Source organism: Acinetobacter sp. OYA S30, assembly GCF_033599315.1.
In the GTDB taxonomy this organism is placed as follows: domain Bacteria; phylum Pseudomonadota; class Gammaproteobacteria; order Pseudomonadales; family Moraxellaceae; genus Acinetobacter; species Acinetobacter baumannii.
On sequence record NZ_JAWVAV010000034.1, the window covers coordinates 1 to 15,915 of the forward strand.

Below are 15,915 nucleotides of genomic sequence, written 5' to 3' on the forward strand. Positions count from 1 at the left end.
TATTTCGAGCGGTTAATCACATCAAATGTCTTTTTAATTTCATCGGAATTTAAGCTATTGAGTGGATGAAACGTATTTTCAATTTTAAAGGTTTGATCTAACCCAGACTGGAAGACTTCGTTAAAAAAATCTTTTCCAATAACAGGCTTACCATCTTTGATTAATAACGGGACACTGAGTTTTAAAGGTTTGCCATTCACTAAAACCTGATTTGAGTTTGGCTTGGCTCTCACCACTATAGAACCTTTGGTAATTGTATAGGTATTGGTAAAGTCATCTTTAACAACTTTAGCGCCTTGCTCACTCATGTTCTGATAAAGTGAGACCATGTCGGCCTTTCCACCATGCGCAAACGCTTGAGTATTGAGTCCCCAAAAGCTTGCAGCGATTGATAAGTTAAGTGCCAGTATTTTTTGTATATCATTCAATAATCGTTGTTTACGCATTGGTTTCATCCTTTTCATCTATCCCTGAACTATCTGAATCAGACAGTTAAAATGCACTTCCTGTGAGTGAAATTCGTTAGACCAACTTAATAGTTTTATGGTTATTAAGCTTATCTAACCTGCTCTAATGAATTTAATTTCAACACAGTTACATAGGGCTAGCTTGTTCAAGAATGACGTCGAATTTGTCTAAAAATGACATTAAAAGAAGAAGTATTTTAAACTGACATACCCTCTCTAAATTCTTTAGGAGAGATACCATAGGTCTTTTTAAAGATCTTTGAAAAATGAGCACCGTCCCAGAAACCCCATTTCAAGGCAATTTGGGTAATTGAACTCTGTTTGTTCTTTTTATCAAGTAAATCCGCTTTGACTTTTTCTAGACGCTTAAGCTGTATATATTTGTTAATAGATAAATTTTCTTGAAGGAACAAACGGTAGAGATGTCGTAGTGATACCCCAATATGCTCTGCAATTAATTTAGGTGTTAAATCTGGTTTTGCTAAGTTTTCTATAATATAGCGCTCGGCTTTTTCCATTAGATTATTTGGGCTATTAATATTTTTATAATTGATTGTGGGTTTGATTAAAGCAATCAGCGCATCTTCAAAAGCATTACCATCTTCCGTTGCATACCAAAGTTTGATGTTTTCAGCAGACATATTTTTCAAAATATTCTTGAGTAAAAAACCACTCATATTTTGCGTAATCAGTTTTCCAAAATATTCGGTACTAATATTTTCTTTAAGTAATTTTTCACGCGACAGGTGCACTGAAATCTGACTCACCAAACCTTGCGGATACATCGAAATAGTTTCGACCGGGTCTACCAACACAATATCGCCTTCATTCAGACTTAGAGTCTCATTCTTATACTCGAGCAGCATTTTTCCCGAATACTGCAAAATCAAAAAACAAAAACGATTATTCACTCGATCTATTTCATCGGCTTTTCGGACAATTTTATTGGCATTATTTTTAATAAAAGCAATTTCGGTATCGCCCAATAAAAAGCACTGAACCTCACCAATGAATAAATTACGGGTTCCATCAAAATCGGTTTCAAAATTGCCGCACACATTTTTAATATGGTGCGTCCATGTGAGTAATGCATCACTTACATATTGGTTCATCCCTTACCTCTCTATACATGTGCCACCGCTCAAGATTTTGCGCTTGTGGTGGTGCACTGTCTTGGCATATTTGCAATCATGTTTTATTGATAAACAAATTGTGTGCCAAAAATTCCTTATCCGTGGAATTGTTTTGATGATAGTCAGCTAGATGTAAAGAAGCTGATAAATCAATTCAATTTATCAGCTTAATGGGGCTTATGCTACTCCCGCAAAATCTCGCAGCATGGTAATAAAAATATCCTTTTGCTCATCAGAATATTTTTTAAACACCTCATTTTGATGGCTATCGGCAATATCAAATAAATACTGCGCCGTTTGTTTGCCTTTCTCGGTCAGGGCGTACAAATTATCGTGATCGACCAATAATCCTTCAAATTTTAGAATTTCAGCCGACCTTTCAACTTCTTGCATTGGCATAGCAATATCTCGCGGTAAATCTTCTTTACTTGAGGCAGTACCACTGGCCAAAACGAGCAAAAGACGTGATTCACTTGTCCGGAAACCCGAAGCCATTTGCTTAGGAATATAGTCGGTTTGATAGGCTTTAAAAGCACGACTCATTAAGTAGCAGACATTATTATACAAGTGCCCATAATGTGTTTGGTCTACGCCGTTCTGTTCAGTTTGCTTAACTTGAAGGCTTGGATGCGGCATGACACAAGAATATGCACCTTGATGGTAAACCAGCGGGCTTCGACCTTGGTCATGGAAACGAACCACTTTACCAATAATAATCCAGTGGTCACCACCTTCGATCACTTGATAACGTTCGCACTCAAACACCGCAGAACAATTTTCTAAAATGGGTGCGCGTCCTGCGCCAAGTTGAAAATTGGTGTCGGCAAATTTATCAATATTGCGTCTCGAAAACTTATTAGACAGCTCAATTTGCGTGCCTGATAAAATATTGACTGCAAAATGTGTTGCTTCTTCAAATACTGAAAAACTTGACGATTTTTTATCAATGCTCCACAAAATAAGTGGTGGATCGAGTGATACCGAGTTAAAACTATTTGCGGTTACACCGACTTTCTCACCTTGTGCATTTTGTGCAGTAACAATGGTAACGCCTGTTGCAAAATTTCCTAATGCTCGTCGAAACTGTAGTGGATCGACTGTAAACTCATCTATTTGTTGTAATACATTCATCATCTTTCTCCTAAACCTTCTCTTACATCCATATAAATCGCGAGAGCATTAGATATCTAAAACTAATCTCGGTGTTTTAGAGCGTGAACAGCACACTAATATTTGCTCATTGCTGGCCTTTTCTTCGTCAGTAAAATAAACATCTCTGTGATCTGGTTCGCCTTCAATCACATCGCACATGCAGGTTCCACATACGCCTTGCTCGCAAGACATTTCAATCTCGATGCCTTCTTTAGCCAAAGCCTGCAAAATGGTTTCGCCAGCTTCGACCATAATGATTTTTCCGCTACGCTCAGCCACCACCTCAAATGAATCTCCCGAGGTGTCAGTTTCCACTTGGAAATACTCTTTGTGGATTTGCTGCTCAGGAAAATCGTGAGTTGTGGCGAGGTTAATCGCCCAGTCCATAAAACCGACTGGACCACAGGTATAAATATGACTTTCAGGATCAATATCTTTAATGGCAGATTCAAAAAATGCTCTGTGGCTTGCGCCTTCAGATTTAAAATGGAAAGTTGTGTATTGTGCTAACACACCATTTTTAATTTCATCAACAAAAGCACATTTTTCAGGGCTAGCACCACAGTAGTGAAGCTCAAATGATGCACCTTCATGTGCAAGTTGATATGCCATCGTAATTAATGGCGTAATCCCGATTCCACCGCCAATCAATACACTGTGCTTGGCTTTTAAAAGTGGGAATAGGTTTTTCGGCTCACTGACCTGAATTTGCATCCCATCTTTAATTTCATCAAATGCAGAAATCGAGCCGCCACGTGATTCAGGGTCACGTAAGATTCCAAGGCGGAACTTTCCTTCGTCATTTGGATTTTGGCAAAGCGAATATTGGCGCACCATACCATTCGGTAAGTGCACATCAATATGTGCACCGGGTTCAACCTTTGGTAATGCAGCAGAAGTTGCAGATTCAAACTCCATAACTGCAATATTTCCACCTTCCACATGGCGATTTTTAACGACAACATCATAAAGTGTAGTCATGATTTAACTCCCTTTTCATGCCTAAGCTTGTGGCTTAGCGCATGAATAAACCACCGTTAATATCCCATGTTGCACCAGTCACAAAACTTGCATTTGGACTCGCAAGCAACCCACAAGTTTCAGCAATAAAATGCATACTTCCTAAGGCTTTAACCGGAATATTCTGGATGAACTGTTCCATTTTTTCGTCTGGCACCACACTATGAACGATCGGTGACTCCATCGGTCCCGGTGCAATCGCATTGACCGTAACACCTTTTGCCGCAAACTCTTTGGCAAAAATTTTGGTTAACGTCACAATGGCCCCTTTGGTTGCCGCGTAGTGTGCACCCGTTGCAGTACCGCCGTTTTGTCCCGCTAACGACGCCATATTAATGATGCGTCCATAACCTTTTTTCGCCATGTATTGACCAATGATTTGACAAGCCTGAAAGGTGCCGCGTTGGTTAACTTGGGTCACCCAATCAAAATCGGCTGCGGTAATTTCTAATACGGGCGTTGCTTTGGTGACGGTGGCATTGTTAATTAACACATCAAGTTTAGAAAATTTCTCTTCAATCCATTGCACCGCTGCATGAAAATCTGCCTCGACCGAAATATCCAGCTTTAAAGGAAATATATTTTGGGCATACTGACTTTGTGCCTTAGCATTTTCGGCTTTTTCAAGCGTACTGGCTGACAAAATCACTTGATGACCTTGGCTCGCAAAATATTCAGCAATCACATTACCGAGTCCAGAAGCAGCACCCGTCACTAAAACAACCTGTTTCATGTTACCGCTCCTAAAGAATGTAGCTAATACCAGCCAAGGTATCGGTTGAGTTAACCAAGTTAATGATTTTACGGTTAATCTTAAAACCAGTATCGGCATCACGGGTTAGATGGTATGTAATATCGGCCGTGTAATGCTTGAGGTTTTCTTTACGAAATTCACGTAGGTTTTGAGCACAGCGTAAAACGATTTCATCATCTTGATCTTGAATCACTCGTACTCGCGAAATGCTGCGTACCGTATTCGCCTTTGGTGCCGTAGAAATTGCCTCACCATTTTCAAGACGCTCTACCCGTAACTTACGCATATGATTATCGTCATAGGCATAATTTAAGTTGTTTTCGTAGTCTGTGAGGTTCGGGTCAATCGGAATGATATAAACGCCCTTTTCATTCCATAAATTGAGCCATTCACGGTATTCACTGTGGTCTAACATATCTGCTTCAGCCCAGATGAAAGCAGTGACTTCATTTAATAATTGCAGATTCATATTCATTGCTCTCTCCTTAAGCTGTCATCATCTTTTTCCATTGCTGATATGCTGCACGCATACCTGTTTCAGCACTGACATCACTTTTTAAGCCATCTTCAGTTTTAACTTCGCCCGGTAAACCGCGGTTGAGCATGATCCATAAATCATTACCGGCATTGGCACCGTGTTGTACGCGTTCCCAAGCTTCAGAGTCATCTGGCGTACCAAAACCAAATGGACCTTGGAAATGTTCATGCAAACGTAAGCGATATTGATTGGCAATTTGTGGACCGCCATCCATCGTAATCACCGAATGATGAATTTCTGTTTCAGCAACTGAAATTGGCTGTAACACACGGAAGAACGCCATTGAACATGCAATATTTGGGAATAAATTTAAGTTAAAGCCCGAACCGCCAACTGCTCGAACAATACGGCGTACTTCTAATTCTTCATGCCCTTCGTCACGCAAAGCTTGAGCCAAGTCTTCGAAACGCTCTTGAATTGGTCGCTCCATTAAGTCTTCTTCTAAATCGACCAGTTCAGGAATCATCACCATGACGCTGTGACCGTTTCCTAAGTCTTCAACAAAGCCCGGTTGCTTTTCGAAGTTAAAGAGTTCTTCGGTTTTTTCATCTACAGAACTTAAGAATGATTTGTGTACCAACGGGAAGTGATATGCATCGGTGGTATTTTCAAGCTGGATTTTCCAGTTACCCGGAAAACGGAAGCGATGTTCACCCAACACTTTAATTGGATAACCCGCACCTTGTTTCATAAACAGATCAATCCATTTTTTTGCTGGCCCAAGGAACTCTTCAAGCGGTTGAATGTCTTCTTTAAATGAAGCGAAGATCATGCCGTTATATTCTTCTACCCGTAGACTCACCAGTGGTAATTCTGATTTATCTAAACAATCGCCGTAGCTTTCCGGAGATGGCACACCACGTAAACTACCGTCAAGTGCATAACTCCAACCGTGGTACGGACATACAAAACTATTAGTTTTTCCTTTTTTATGTTCACATACGGTTGCTGCACGGTGACGACAACGGTTTAAAAGTACATGGACTTTCTTTTTACGGTCACGCACCACAACCACAGGTTGTTTACCGATATTAATCGTTTTATAGCTTCCGCCTTCTGGAATTTCGCTGGCATGCGCAACCCACACCCAAGTGCTATAAAAGATTTTTTCCATTTCTTCATCAAAAATGCGTTCATCTTTATAAAGAGAAGTATGGGCACGGTCACTTTTAACTAAAGCATCGTAATCAATGCCAATGTTATGCGTTGGGATAATACTGTTCATATCAATAGTCCTTTTAAATATGTCCTGGGTCATTCCTGGGAAGGTACCGGCAACTCGGCTTCACTTTGCCAATGCGATACCGGACGACTGAAAATATTCTGTGTTTGGAAATGTTTAATTTTCCAGGTTCCATCTGCTTGCTTCTGAAACTTCACCTTGAGCTTTGCTGCATTTAGGTGACTACGGCCATCTTGAAAAGTTGAAGTTTGCAACATCAGCCATGAAGCATTTGCATCATTTTGATTTACATAAATTTGTTCTGAATTCACAAAGTGTGCATTCATGACAAAGTGAGATTCTTTTTGTGTATAGCGTTTGAACATGTCATAAATCGACTGCCAAGAATCATAACGACCAAAAGATTTAGAATATTTATCGCCAATACCTTCCCAAATACAGTCTTGATCAAAAAGATTCATCAACTCATAAAGATCTGTATTTGCATTGAGCTCGTCGCAGATTTCCATATAACGGTTTATGCAGTTACGAATGGCATTGTGTGCTTCCAACTGTTCTAGCCATTCTATAATTTCTGCAATATTCACTTTGTCAGTCATTGCGGTCGCCCTAACGTTGAATAATCAATTCACGCCCAACACGAGCTTCAACTTTGCAATATTTCCAAAGTTTGTATGGCCCTTCACCCACCACGGTCGTTCTAAACAAGTTACAAGCAGCATGTACTGTCTCAATATCCGGAACATCTGCAAGCAAATAAGTGGTCCAAGGCCAGCCCGTACTTGCACCCACCATGCTTTGGTCATCATCAAGATTCCCAAAAACATGCACACCAGGTAGGTCATGAATGCCATTCCACATTTCACCAAATGCTGCCCAAACCGCTTTTGCTTCAGCAGGTTCTGCATCAAAAAAGTTCTGGTTAATACCCATGCAAAACAACACACGTAATGGTTTTTTAGCTTCCATCTCAATATTCCTTTTTTAAAATTTAAACTTATAGATAACCTGGGGTTGGCTTTAACCCGAAACTGACTAAACCTGCATTTTGTAAAGTTGCATCACCCATAAAGGCGTGCTGGGTCACCACGTTGGTGTCATTTACAAAACGGCTAAATGGATTGTTGGTATAAATCGCTGTCATACCCGCAAGCATTTGCATTTTTCGGGTCACTTTGGCGCAAATGCGAGCTGCATGGGTACATGCCAGACGCATATCACTAATCTGTTCAGCAGTTGCTTCACGACCAGCAATAATTTCATTCCAGACAATATCCATGGTTTGATAAAACCAAGACTTTGCAGCCTGAAACTCTGCATCAGCTTGAGCAAACTCATATTGAGTCACTGGGCGGTTTGCAATTTCTGACCCACCCGTAATAGATGCTTTACCCGGTGCTAATTTTTCAAATTCTTCTAATGCGGCAGCTGCAACCCCAATACCCACCACGGTTAATACTTGAGTCGCTAAAGACAGTGATGGATATTTAAAAAATGGCTCGCTGAGTTTTGAAGGTTCGCCACGTACAAAGGTCCATTTCTTTTCGACCAATACATCTTCAACCACCAAATCATGGCTTCCGGTACCTTTTAGGCCAACAGTGTCCCATGTCATTTCAATTTTGGCTTTGTTGGCAGGCATCACTGCCATACGTGGTAAACCTTGCATTTCATTATTTTTAAGGGGTGAAATTCCCACACCAACAATGTCAGCGCCCATACAGCCGCTTGAAAATTTCCAACGTCCGCGCACCACCACACCTTCATCGGTAATTTCGGCAGGCTGCGGCGGGAAAATACCTCCGGCAAATACGACATCTGGCCCGTTTTGGTATAACTCTTTCAGCGTTTCTTCGGGCAAACTTCCTAAATACGCAGGGCTCATACCGAAACTTGCCACCCAACCCACTGAACCATCAGCTTTAGATAAAGTTTCGATCAACTCACAAAACTGCCGTGGTGACCATTCTTCACCACCAAAACGTTTAGGCACCAGAGCACGGTAAACACCAATTTTTTTAAGTTTTTCGATAATGTCTTGGCTTACATAGGCCTGATTATCAAATTCACCTGCACAGGCACGCTCACGAATTTCTTGGCACAAAGCATCTAAATCAACTGCTTTGTCTTGAGAAGCAAACTCCATTTTAGACAACTTATTCATCATCTAACTCCTTGTAATTTATTGCATTGCATCAACACAAAATTTAGCTATTACACATAATTGCTCATCTTTTTGATGCTTTGATACGATCTGTAAGCCCACAGGCAAACCTTCACTGGTTTCAAGTGGCACTGAAATGGCTGGATGTCCTGATAAATTAAATGGTCGAACTAAACCGGTTAGGTTCAAAAAAGCGACCGTGTTTTCAGCTTCAGAAACTTTTGGTGGAATTTGTGGAAGTGTCGGCAGAACCAATGCATCATATTTTTCTAATAAAGCATCGAGTTCCTTTGTCAGCTGCGCTTTCACAACTTCTGCTTGCTTTACTTGCTCTAAAGTGGTGTGGGCTGCTTTTAATAAACGATTATTTACATCAGAACCAATTAAGCCTGTTTGGGTTAACTCACCAAAAGCTTGCCAGTTTTCATAGTTAATAATCTGCATGCCTGCATCATAAGCTGCTTCAAAATGTTCAACTTTTTCTAAAACGGTCTCTAAATTTGCTTTTTGAAGTGCTTGATATATACAGTTCCAAACAACCTCATCTGCTTTGACATCGAGCACTGCAAGTTTTGGTGTAAGAGTACATTCAGCCGGCTTAAAAGTTGGATCAATAATTTGCATGGCTTTTTCAATCATTTCGACTGAATTTGCAAAAGGACCAACGCAATCTAAAGAACTTGACGGCGGGTATATGCCTTCGCGACTTACCCGACCGAAAGTCGGTTTTAAACCATAAACTCCACAGCATGCAGCGGGCATACGGATAGAGCCACCGGTGTCTGTCCCTAAAGTAAAGTCAGCTTGTTTAGCTGCAACTGCTGCGGCTGAACCACTTGAAGAGCCGCCCGGAATAAGTTCAGGATATTTAGGGTTAATAGGTGTACCAAAAGCGTGGTTAATGCCTGTAATTCCAAAAGCCAATTCGTGCAAATTTGTCTTGCCAATAATTTCGCAATCAGCTTTTAAGATGTTTTTAACTACCTCAGCATCATCATGTGCGGGTTCGACTTCTAATAAAGCTCTACTGCCAGCAATGGTTTTTAGACCTTGAATATCTATAGTGTCCTTCACCATCACCTTAAGTTTGCCGTTTCCTTTTTGCACACTTTGGCTAATAATATTCATTCACTTTTCCATGTATTTTTATCCATTAATTAAAATATCAGAAAATTTAATGGAATTGTCAAGTAATTTTTCTAATGTGTGTTCAAGGAAATATGCAAAATTTTGTTTATAATAGAATTACCCTTTTTTTACTAAGTTATTGCTTAGCTATGCTTGATCATTTAGAACAATTTCTTCCCAATAAAGAACCGTCGAGTATTCAAAACTTCCCCTTTTTCTGGATTTCCCAAGTTAATGGTAAATATTCACAACTTATTGAAAAATCTATAAAAAAACTTGGAATTGATAATACTCGCCGCAAAATTATTTTAAGTACCAATGCGCTTGGGGAAGCCAGTATCACTGACATTGCCAATCTTTCTACTTTAAAACTCACAACAGCAACAAAGGCTGTATATCGTTTGGTAGAAGATGGCATTGTGGAAGTCTACTCTTCTACCGCTGATGAACGGATTTCGATGGTGAAATTAACGGCCAAAGGTGTTGAGCTTGTTGAGCAGATTAACCAAATTAGTGTGGTTACCTTAGCGGGGATCCTCAATGCTTTTTCAGAAGATGAACTGCATAATCTAAATCGTCAGTTAAAAAAATTATTTGATCTCATGCCATCAAGTTAATTATTACCATCGACACTAAATTAACTTGGCTCTAGAGCAGTTAAAGCTAGTCTTTCTTTAGCTGCTCACTATAAAAAATCCAATATAAATAATAAAATTTATTAAATTCAAATATTTATAAAAGTTAAACCCTCCCAATAGCTCACTTAACATACTTTTTAGGTATCTAAACATACTCAACAAGTAATGGAATTTTACATATAAAAAGAAAATAATAATTCAATAATCTAGTCAGCATTACTATTTCCGTTTGTGTTAAGACACCTTCTTCAAGGCCCCTTACCAAACCAAATTCAATCATTTCTAGCCGTTTCATTATTCATTTCAAATGGGGACGTATCAAAAATTTTGAGGATGAATAGAAGCTAGAGATCAATTTCTTTAAAGCGTTTTATACATAAGGATTAAGTGTATGAACCAAAGTAATATCGCTGTTGAAAGGACACAAAAGAAAACCAATGCATATGCATGGTATGTGGTCATACTTTGTATGTTGGCCTATATATTTTCATTTATTGACCGTCAAATTCTGGCCTTGATGATTGAACCCATCAAAGCAGACCTTCAACTTTCAGATACTCAATTTAGCTTGTTACATGGCCTTGCCTTTTCACTATTCTACGCTGTGATGGGCTTACCATTAGCCTATATTGCCGACCGTTTTTCCCGACCAAAACTGATTTCAATCGGGATTATTGTCTGGAGCTTAGCAACAGCAACTTGCGGTTTAAGTAAAAACTTTATTCAATTATTCCTAAGCCGTATGGCTGTGGGCGTTGGTGAAGCAGCTTTATCTCCAGCGGCCTATTCAATGTTTAGTGACATGTTTAGTAAAGACAAACTAGGCCGCGCGGTCGGGATCTATTCAATTGGTGCTTTCTTAGGTGGAGGTACCGCCTTTTTAGTTGGCGGTTATGTGATTAACCTGCTTAAAGGCGTGACACTCATTGAAGTTCCTTTATTAGGTGCACTCAAAGCATGGCAAATTGCCTTTTTAGTGGTGGGATTACCCGGCATTATTATTGGTTTACTATTTATTTTGACAGTTAAAGATCCTGCACGTAAAGGACAACAGCTCAACCAAAGCGGACAAGTTGACCAAGTTAAGTTCACGCAGTGCCTACAGTTTATCAAGAAACATGCAAAAACTTTTGCTTGTCACTATTTAGGTTTTACCTTTTATGCAATGGCACTCTATAGCCTAACTAGCTGGACACCTGCATTTTATATTCGTAAGTTTCAACTCGCGCCGACTGAAACAGGCTATATGCTCGGCACTATATTGCTAGTTGCAAATACTTTAGGCGTGTTTTGTGCAGGATGGCTAAACGACTGGTTTATTAAAAAAGGACGCCAAGATGCACCGATGTTCACGGGTGTGATTGGTATTGTTGGCCTGATTATTCCAATTGCATTTTTTACCCAAACAGATCAACTCTGGCTTTCAGTAACTTTGCTCATTCCTGCAATGTTCTTTGCCTCTTTCCCACTTGTGATTTCGGCAACAGCATTGCAAATGTTAGCACCCAACCAATTTAGAGCACGCCTTTCTGCCCTATTCCTTTTGGTAAGTAACTTAATTGGACTAGGTGTTGGTACAACATTAGTCGCAATTATTACAGATAAGGTTTTTGGCAATCCATTAATGGTGGGGTCTTCTTTATCTATTGTGGGTGGTTTGTCCTGTGTACTGGCTTTGGCTCTACTTTTTAAAGGCTGTAAATCCTTTAGTGAAAGCATGAAGCTTGAAAAATTACATTAATTGAAGCAACAGCCACTTATAAAAACAGGAGTTCCCTTTAAACAATTTAGGGAACACCACACCAATATTTCACAATACGTAATGCCGAGGACTGGCATATATCTTGGAAATGGATTATGGAATTATTTCACCGTTTTAAACCACACACTTTAGCTTTTGCCACTTTATTTATTATGTGTAGCAGTTCTAGGGCTGCAAATCCAAATCAGCAAACTGAAGATGAATGGAAATTCACTTTAAAAAATGCCTATATCAACCGCGATTTTGATAATGACGCCCTTAAAGATACCGGTAGTTGGTCTCAGGCAGCATCTTTATTTTATAAATCGAAAATGCATGACACTCCACTAGTCATAGCAGATAAACCTATTACGATTGGAGCTGATGCTTCTGTTCAATACGCCGTGCGTTTAAGTTCAGACAAACATGTCGCAGATACTGTTTTGCCTTTTAATAAAGAAACGCAATCTCAAGCATCCGACTATTTAAAATACGGCGCAACCTTAAAACTAGGTTATGACAAAACACTTTTGAGTGTTGGTGAACTCTGGCTAGATTTACCTGTAACAGCAGTCGATGCTAGCCGTCAGTTACTCACTTCCTATTGGGGCACTAACTTAAAGTCGCAACTTTCAGATCAGTTTTATGCAGAAATTGGTCGAGTTGAAAAAGTATCTCCACGAAATGAAGAAGATTTTAAAAAGTTTTCTTTCACATCCAATGGAATTACTAAAGAGTCTGATGGCTTAAATTATATTGACTTGCGCTATCAATTCACGCCGTCACTAAAGGGTGAATATTATTTTGGTAATTTAGAAGATCTGTATAACAAACATTATGTTGGACTTGAGCATACTTGGAAACAGCCTAAATTTGCCCTCACCTCTAAGTTTAAATACTTTAACGCCAAGGATGACGGTAATACCTTTGATATTGATGCCCAGAACATTGGTTTACTTGAAACCATCAAAGTAAAAAACCATACCTTTGGTTTGGGGTACCAACAAATTATTGGAGAGTCAGCTTATCCGCTACCGGATGGTTTCTTACCAGAGACGTATTTCATTAACTGGAATGCTACGGGCTTTTTCAAAGAAGATGAAAAGTCTTACCATGTCATGTATGGCTATGACTTTAAAGATTACGTTCCGGGCTTAAACGCAATGGTGAAATATGTTTACGGTCATGACTTTAAAGCAGCTAATGGTGAGAAAAACCACGAAACTGAGTCTAATGTGATTTTAAACTATGCATTTCAGCAGCCGCTCTTAAAAGGCTTTGCCCTGCAATATATTCGTATTGACTACAACGTTAAACACGGCAATGACTTTGGCGAAGACCGTTTATTCGTCAATTACACCAAAAAATTCTAAATAAAAATTACCCCCTAATTTTAGGGGGCAATTTTTTATCCTAATTTATTGACCAACTTTAATGGTAAAACCTTCATGGCAATACTCATTGGTAACCACGGCCACTGCGGTACATAAGCTTTTACAGGTTGTTTTTCGATCGCTTTGACTAAAGCTTTACACCCTGTTTTGGCATCGACTTCAAAAGGTAGATGTTTAGCACCTTCATTCATTTCAGTTCGGATGTAACCCGGGAAAATGGTTGAGACTTTAATTGGAGTATCTAGTAATTCAGCGCGAATACCCTCGGCCAAGTGAGCAACTGCAGCTTTACTCGCCGCATAGGTCGATAAATGTTTTGGTAATCCGCGCATCGCACTCATAGACGACATGACCACCAAATGACCTGCATTTTGCGCTCTAAAAATTTCAATCGCTGCCTCACACTGTGCTAAAGCAGAAATAAAGTTTGTTTCGGCCGTGGCTCTGTTAATTTCAAAATTACCTTTACCAATACGGCGACCATTGCCTACTCCCGCATTTACAATAATTCGGTCTAAATAGCCAAACTCTTGTTTAAAGGCACGAAATACTTCAAAAACCTGATCGTAATTAGTTACGTCCAGACTTTTTGCAATTACTTTAATACCGTACTGATTTTCAAGTTCAGTTTTTAAAGTTTCTAATCTGTCTAAACGGCGTGCACAAATCGCCAAGTTATAACCTTTTGCTGCAAATTCATGCGCCATACCCGCGCCTAATCCAGAACTTGCACCTGTAATTAAAATCGTCTTTGCCATGCTTTTATCCTTATTTTAAATCCATGTCAGTAAATCTGGACGCTCAGCTTTTATAAAGTGATGTTCATTTAAACTTAAAACCTGAGCTTCATTTCCAACCAAACGTAAAGTCGTGAGGCTTGTATTAGCAATTGCCCAATTCAATGCAAAAGTTCGATTAGGACTGAGTTCAAGCAGTTTTCCAATTGCTACAGAAATCACACCACCCGAGGTAAAAACGACTGCATAACGAGGTTTGTTTTTTGCTAACTCATCACAAAGTTGCTGTAGCGCCGTTTCAACTCTGTTTTTAAAATGCGGCCAAGACTCATCATATTCATGATGAAAATCGCCTTCGGTCCATCGTTCAATCGCACCTTCAAAGATTTTGGCAAGATACGCGCGAGGGTTATGCTCTTTTGCGACATCGGCTTTTAACAGTTCAGGCTGTTCAAAACGTGGCTCATAACGGGCAAAAACCTGTTGATGGTTAAACTCATTCCATAAATTATTATGATGAATTACCGCATCTGGAAAACATTCTTTTAGTGCAAGCTGTGCAGTTTGTTCATGGCGCTGCATAGTTCCTGCAACTACATAAGGTTGTTCTTTCAATATTTTCTTAAAATATTGGCCTAATAAAGTCGCTTGAGCTTCACCATTTTCAGACAACTCATCATAGTTACTTTTACCAAATGATGCCTGTCCATGCCTTACCAGATAAATTGTGGTCATCTTCTTAAAATACCCTGTATTTTCTGTAGAGATTGCTGAGCAAATTCCGATTCTTGCAATTTTTGCTGGGCGATAAGTTTTAAAGCTCTGATATGTAGTGCATGAATGACAATCCAGAAATCTTTAAAAGCAGGGTTTCGGGTTTGTTTATGGTAATAACGATAATAGATTTGCTGGGCAATCACTGCTAAACGGAATACACCAAACACTTCATAAAAAGTCCAGTTTTGAGGCTCCAGACCAGTTTTTTGCAAATAATAGTCAACAACTTCTTTGCGAGAGAACATTCCCTTTAAGTGAGTAGGCTGACGACGTGTCGATCTAAAAATCATATTATCCGTAGGCTCAACCCAATAGGCCAAAGCACTGCCCAAATCCATTAATGGATCACCCAAGGTCGCCATTTCCCAATCCAACACCCCAATCACTTCAGTTGGATGTTTTGGATCTAAAATCACATTATCAAAACGCCAATCATTGTGAATAATACAAGTTGTAGAATCTTGAGGGATATTATCGTTTAGCCATTTTCGAACATATTTAAAAGAAGGAACGTTGATTGTGCGGACTTTTTCATAGCGTTTATCCCAACCTTCAACTTGTCTACGGCAATATCCTGTACCTTTACCTAGTTCAGCTAAAGGCGTGTTCTCATAAGGAACTTGATGTAACTCAATCAATTTATCAATAACGTTTACACAAAGCTCATGAACATCTTCTTCAGTAAAGCCAAGCTCAGGCGGTAATTTTGCACGAGGAATAATTCCTTCAATGCGTTCCATGACATAAAAATCACAGCCAATAACGGTTTCATCCTGACAAAGCGCTACCATTTTAGGAAGAACTGGATAATAAGGGGCAAGGTTTTTCTGCACCATATATTCACGGGCCATATCGTGGGCTGACTTGGCTTTTGTTCCTTTTGGTGGACGTCGTAAAATTAAATCCGTATTTTCATACTTTAAACGATAAGTCCAATTCGACGCCCCGCCCGTATATTGAGTAACGACTGCTGGACCAACTAGCTCAACACCTTGGTTTTTTAACCAGTTTTCAACTGCCCCAATATCAAGTTCTTCACCGTCACGTACTTCACCGCCTACATCAATTACCGACATATTTACTTCCTTT

The 15,915-nt window shown here is 39.5% G+C and carries 17 protein-coding genes; 3 read left to right on the forward strand and 14 right to left on the reverse strand.

Features of this window, described 5'->3' with window-relative positions:
- The 11 genes from R5R67_RS14925 to R5R67_RS14975 all read right to left on the reverse strand — a co-directional run.
- Positions 1 to 455 (reverse strand): stalk domain-containing protein (locus tag R5R67_RS14925; protein WP_318754952.1); only part of this gene is annotated, 455 nt, incomplete at its 3' end.
- A 209-nt stretch (positions 456 to 664) separates the two neighbouring features.
- Positions 665 to 1,579 carry a transcriptional regulator FeaR gene (gene feaR, locus R5R67_RS14930; protein ID WP_001077861.1) on the reverse strand — a complete coding sequence of 305 codons (915 nt, stop codon included), beginning with the start codon at positions 1,577 to 1,579 and terminating at the stop codon, positions 665 to 667.
- Positions 1,580 to 1,777: 198 nt separating this feature from the next.
- The gene (locus R5R67_RS14935; protein ID WP_002040457.1) at positions 1,778 to 2,734 is read right to left on the reverse strand and encodes a p-hydroxyphenylacetate 3-hydroxylase reductase component; all 957 of its coding nucleotides are present in this window, start codon (positions 2,732 to 2,734) and stop codon (positions 1,778 to 1,780) included.
- Positions 2,735 to 2,779: 45 nt separating this feature from the next.
- Entirely contained in the window at positions 2,780 to 3,733 is a 954-nt protein-coding gene (locus tag R5R67_RS14940) for a PDR/VanB family oxidoreductase (RefSeq protein WP_000210285.1), read from the reverse strand.
- A gap of 34 nt (positions 3,734 to 3,767) precedes the next feature.
- On the reverse strand, positions 3,768 to 4,505 hold the full coding sequence (locus tag R5R67_RS14945; protein ID WP_000815900.1) for an SDR family NAD(P)-dependent oxidoreductase: 738 nt from the start codon (positions 4,503 to 4,505) through the stop codon (positions 3,768 to 3,770).
- Between the two features lie 10 nt (positions 4,506 to 4,515).
- Complete coding sequence (locus tag R5R67_RS14950) at positions 4,516 to 5,001, reverse strand: aromatic-ring-hydroxylating dioxygenase subunit beta (protein WP_001056937.1); 486 nt, start codon at positions 4,999 to 5,001, stop codon at positions 4,516 to 4,518.
- Between the two features lie 10 nt (positions 5,002 to 5,011).
- Complete coding sequence (locus R5R67_RS14955; RefSeq protein ID WP_001084468.1) at positions 5,012 to 6,289, reverse strand: aromatic ring-hydroxylating oxygenase subunit alpha; 1,278 nt, start codon at positions 6,287 to 6,289, stop codon at positions 5,012 to 5,014.
- Between the two features lie 29 nt (positions 6,290 to 6,318).
- Positions 6,319 to 6,846, reverse strand: coding sequence for a nuclear transport factor 2 family protein (locus R5R67_RS14960; protein WP_000130510.1), 528 nt, complete (start codon positions 6,844 to 6,846; stop codon positions 6,319 to 6,321).
- A 10-nt stretch (positions 6,847 to 6,856) separates the two neighbouring features.
- Positions 6,857 to 7,216 (reverse strand): hypothetical protein, encoded by a 360-nt coding sequence (locus R5R67_RS14965; protein ID WP_000387550.1) that lies wholly within the window; start codon positions 7,214 to 7,216, stop codon positions 6,857 to 6,859.
- A 28-nt stretch (positions 7,217 to 7,244) separates the two neighbouring features.
- On the reverse strand, positions 7,245 to 8,393 hold the full coding sequence (locus R5R67_RS14970; RefSeq protein ID WP_085920623.1) for an acyl-CoA dehydrogenase family protein: 1,149 nt from the start codon (positions 8,391 to 8,393) through the stop codon (positions 7,245 to 7,247).
- A 36-nt stretch (positions 8,394 to 8,429) separates the two neighbouring features.
- The gene (locus R5R67_RS14975) at positions 8,430 to 9,539 is read right to left on the reverse strand and encodes an amidase (RefSeq protein WP_001021595.1); all 1,110 of its coding nucleotides are present in this window, start codon (positions 9,537 to 9,539) and stop codon (positions 8,430 to 8,432) included.
- Between the two features lie 149 nt (positions 9,540 to 9,688).
- On the opposite strand from R5R67_RS14975, the gene R5R67_RS14980 reads away from it, so the two are divergent.
- From R5R67_RS14980 to R5R67_RS14990, 3 genes are all read left to right on the forward strand, one after another.
- Entirely contained in the window at positions 9,689 to 10,156 is a 468-nt protein-coding gene (locus R5R67_RS14980) for a MarR family winged helix-turn-helix transcriptional regulator (RefSeq protein WP_002061861.1), read from the forward strand.
- Positions 10,157 to 10,568: 412 nt separating this feature from the next.
- Complete coding sequence (locus R5R67_RS14985) at positions 10,569 to 11,918, forward strand: spinster family MFS transporter (RefSeq protein WP_001076623.1); 1,350 nt, start codon at positions 10,569 to 10,571, stop codon at positions 11,916 to 11,918.
- 116 nt (positions 11,919 to 12,034) lie between these two features.
- Complete coding sequence (locus tag R5R67_RS14990; protein ID WP_000418520.1) at positions 12,035 to 13,291, forward strand: OprD family outer membrane porin; 1,257 nt, start codon at positions 12,035 to 12,037, stop codon at positions 13,289 to 13,291.
- 35 nt (positions 13,292 to 13,326) lie between these two features.
- Here the strand turns inward: R5R67_RS14990 and R5R67_RS14995 are convergent, their stop codons facing one another.
- From R5R67_RS14995 to R5R67_RS15005, 3 genes are read right to left on the reverse strand one after another with little or no spacing between them, the layout of a single operon-like run.
- Positions 13,327 to 14,070, reverse strand: a complete 744-nt coding sequence (locus R5R67_RS14995) for an SDR family oxidoreductase (protein WP_001140455.1) — start codon at positions 14,068 to 14,070, stop codon at positions 13,327 to 13,329.
- Between the two features lie 15 nt (positions 14,071 to 14,085).
- Entirely contained in the window at positions 14,086 to 14,784 is a 699-nt protein-coding gene (locus R5R67_RS15000) for a histidine phosphatase family protein (RefSeq protein ID WP_000208317.1), read from the reverse strand.
- Entirely contained in the window at positions 14,781 to 15,902 is a 1,122-nt protein-coding gene (locus R5R67_RS15005) for a phosphotransferase family protein (RefSeq protein ID WP_000110872.1), read from the reverse strand. Before R5R67_RS15005 ends, R5R67_RS15000 begins: the two co-directional genes overlap by 4 nt.
- Positions 15,903 to 15,915: the final 13 nt, after the last annotated feature.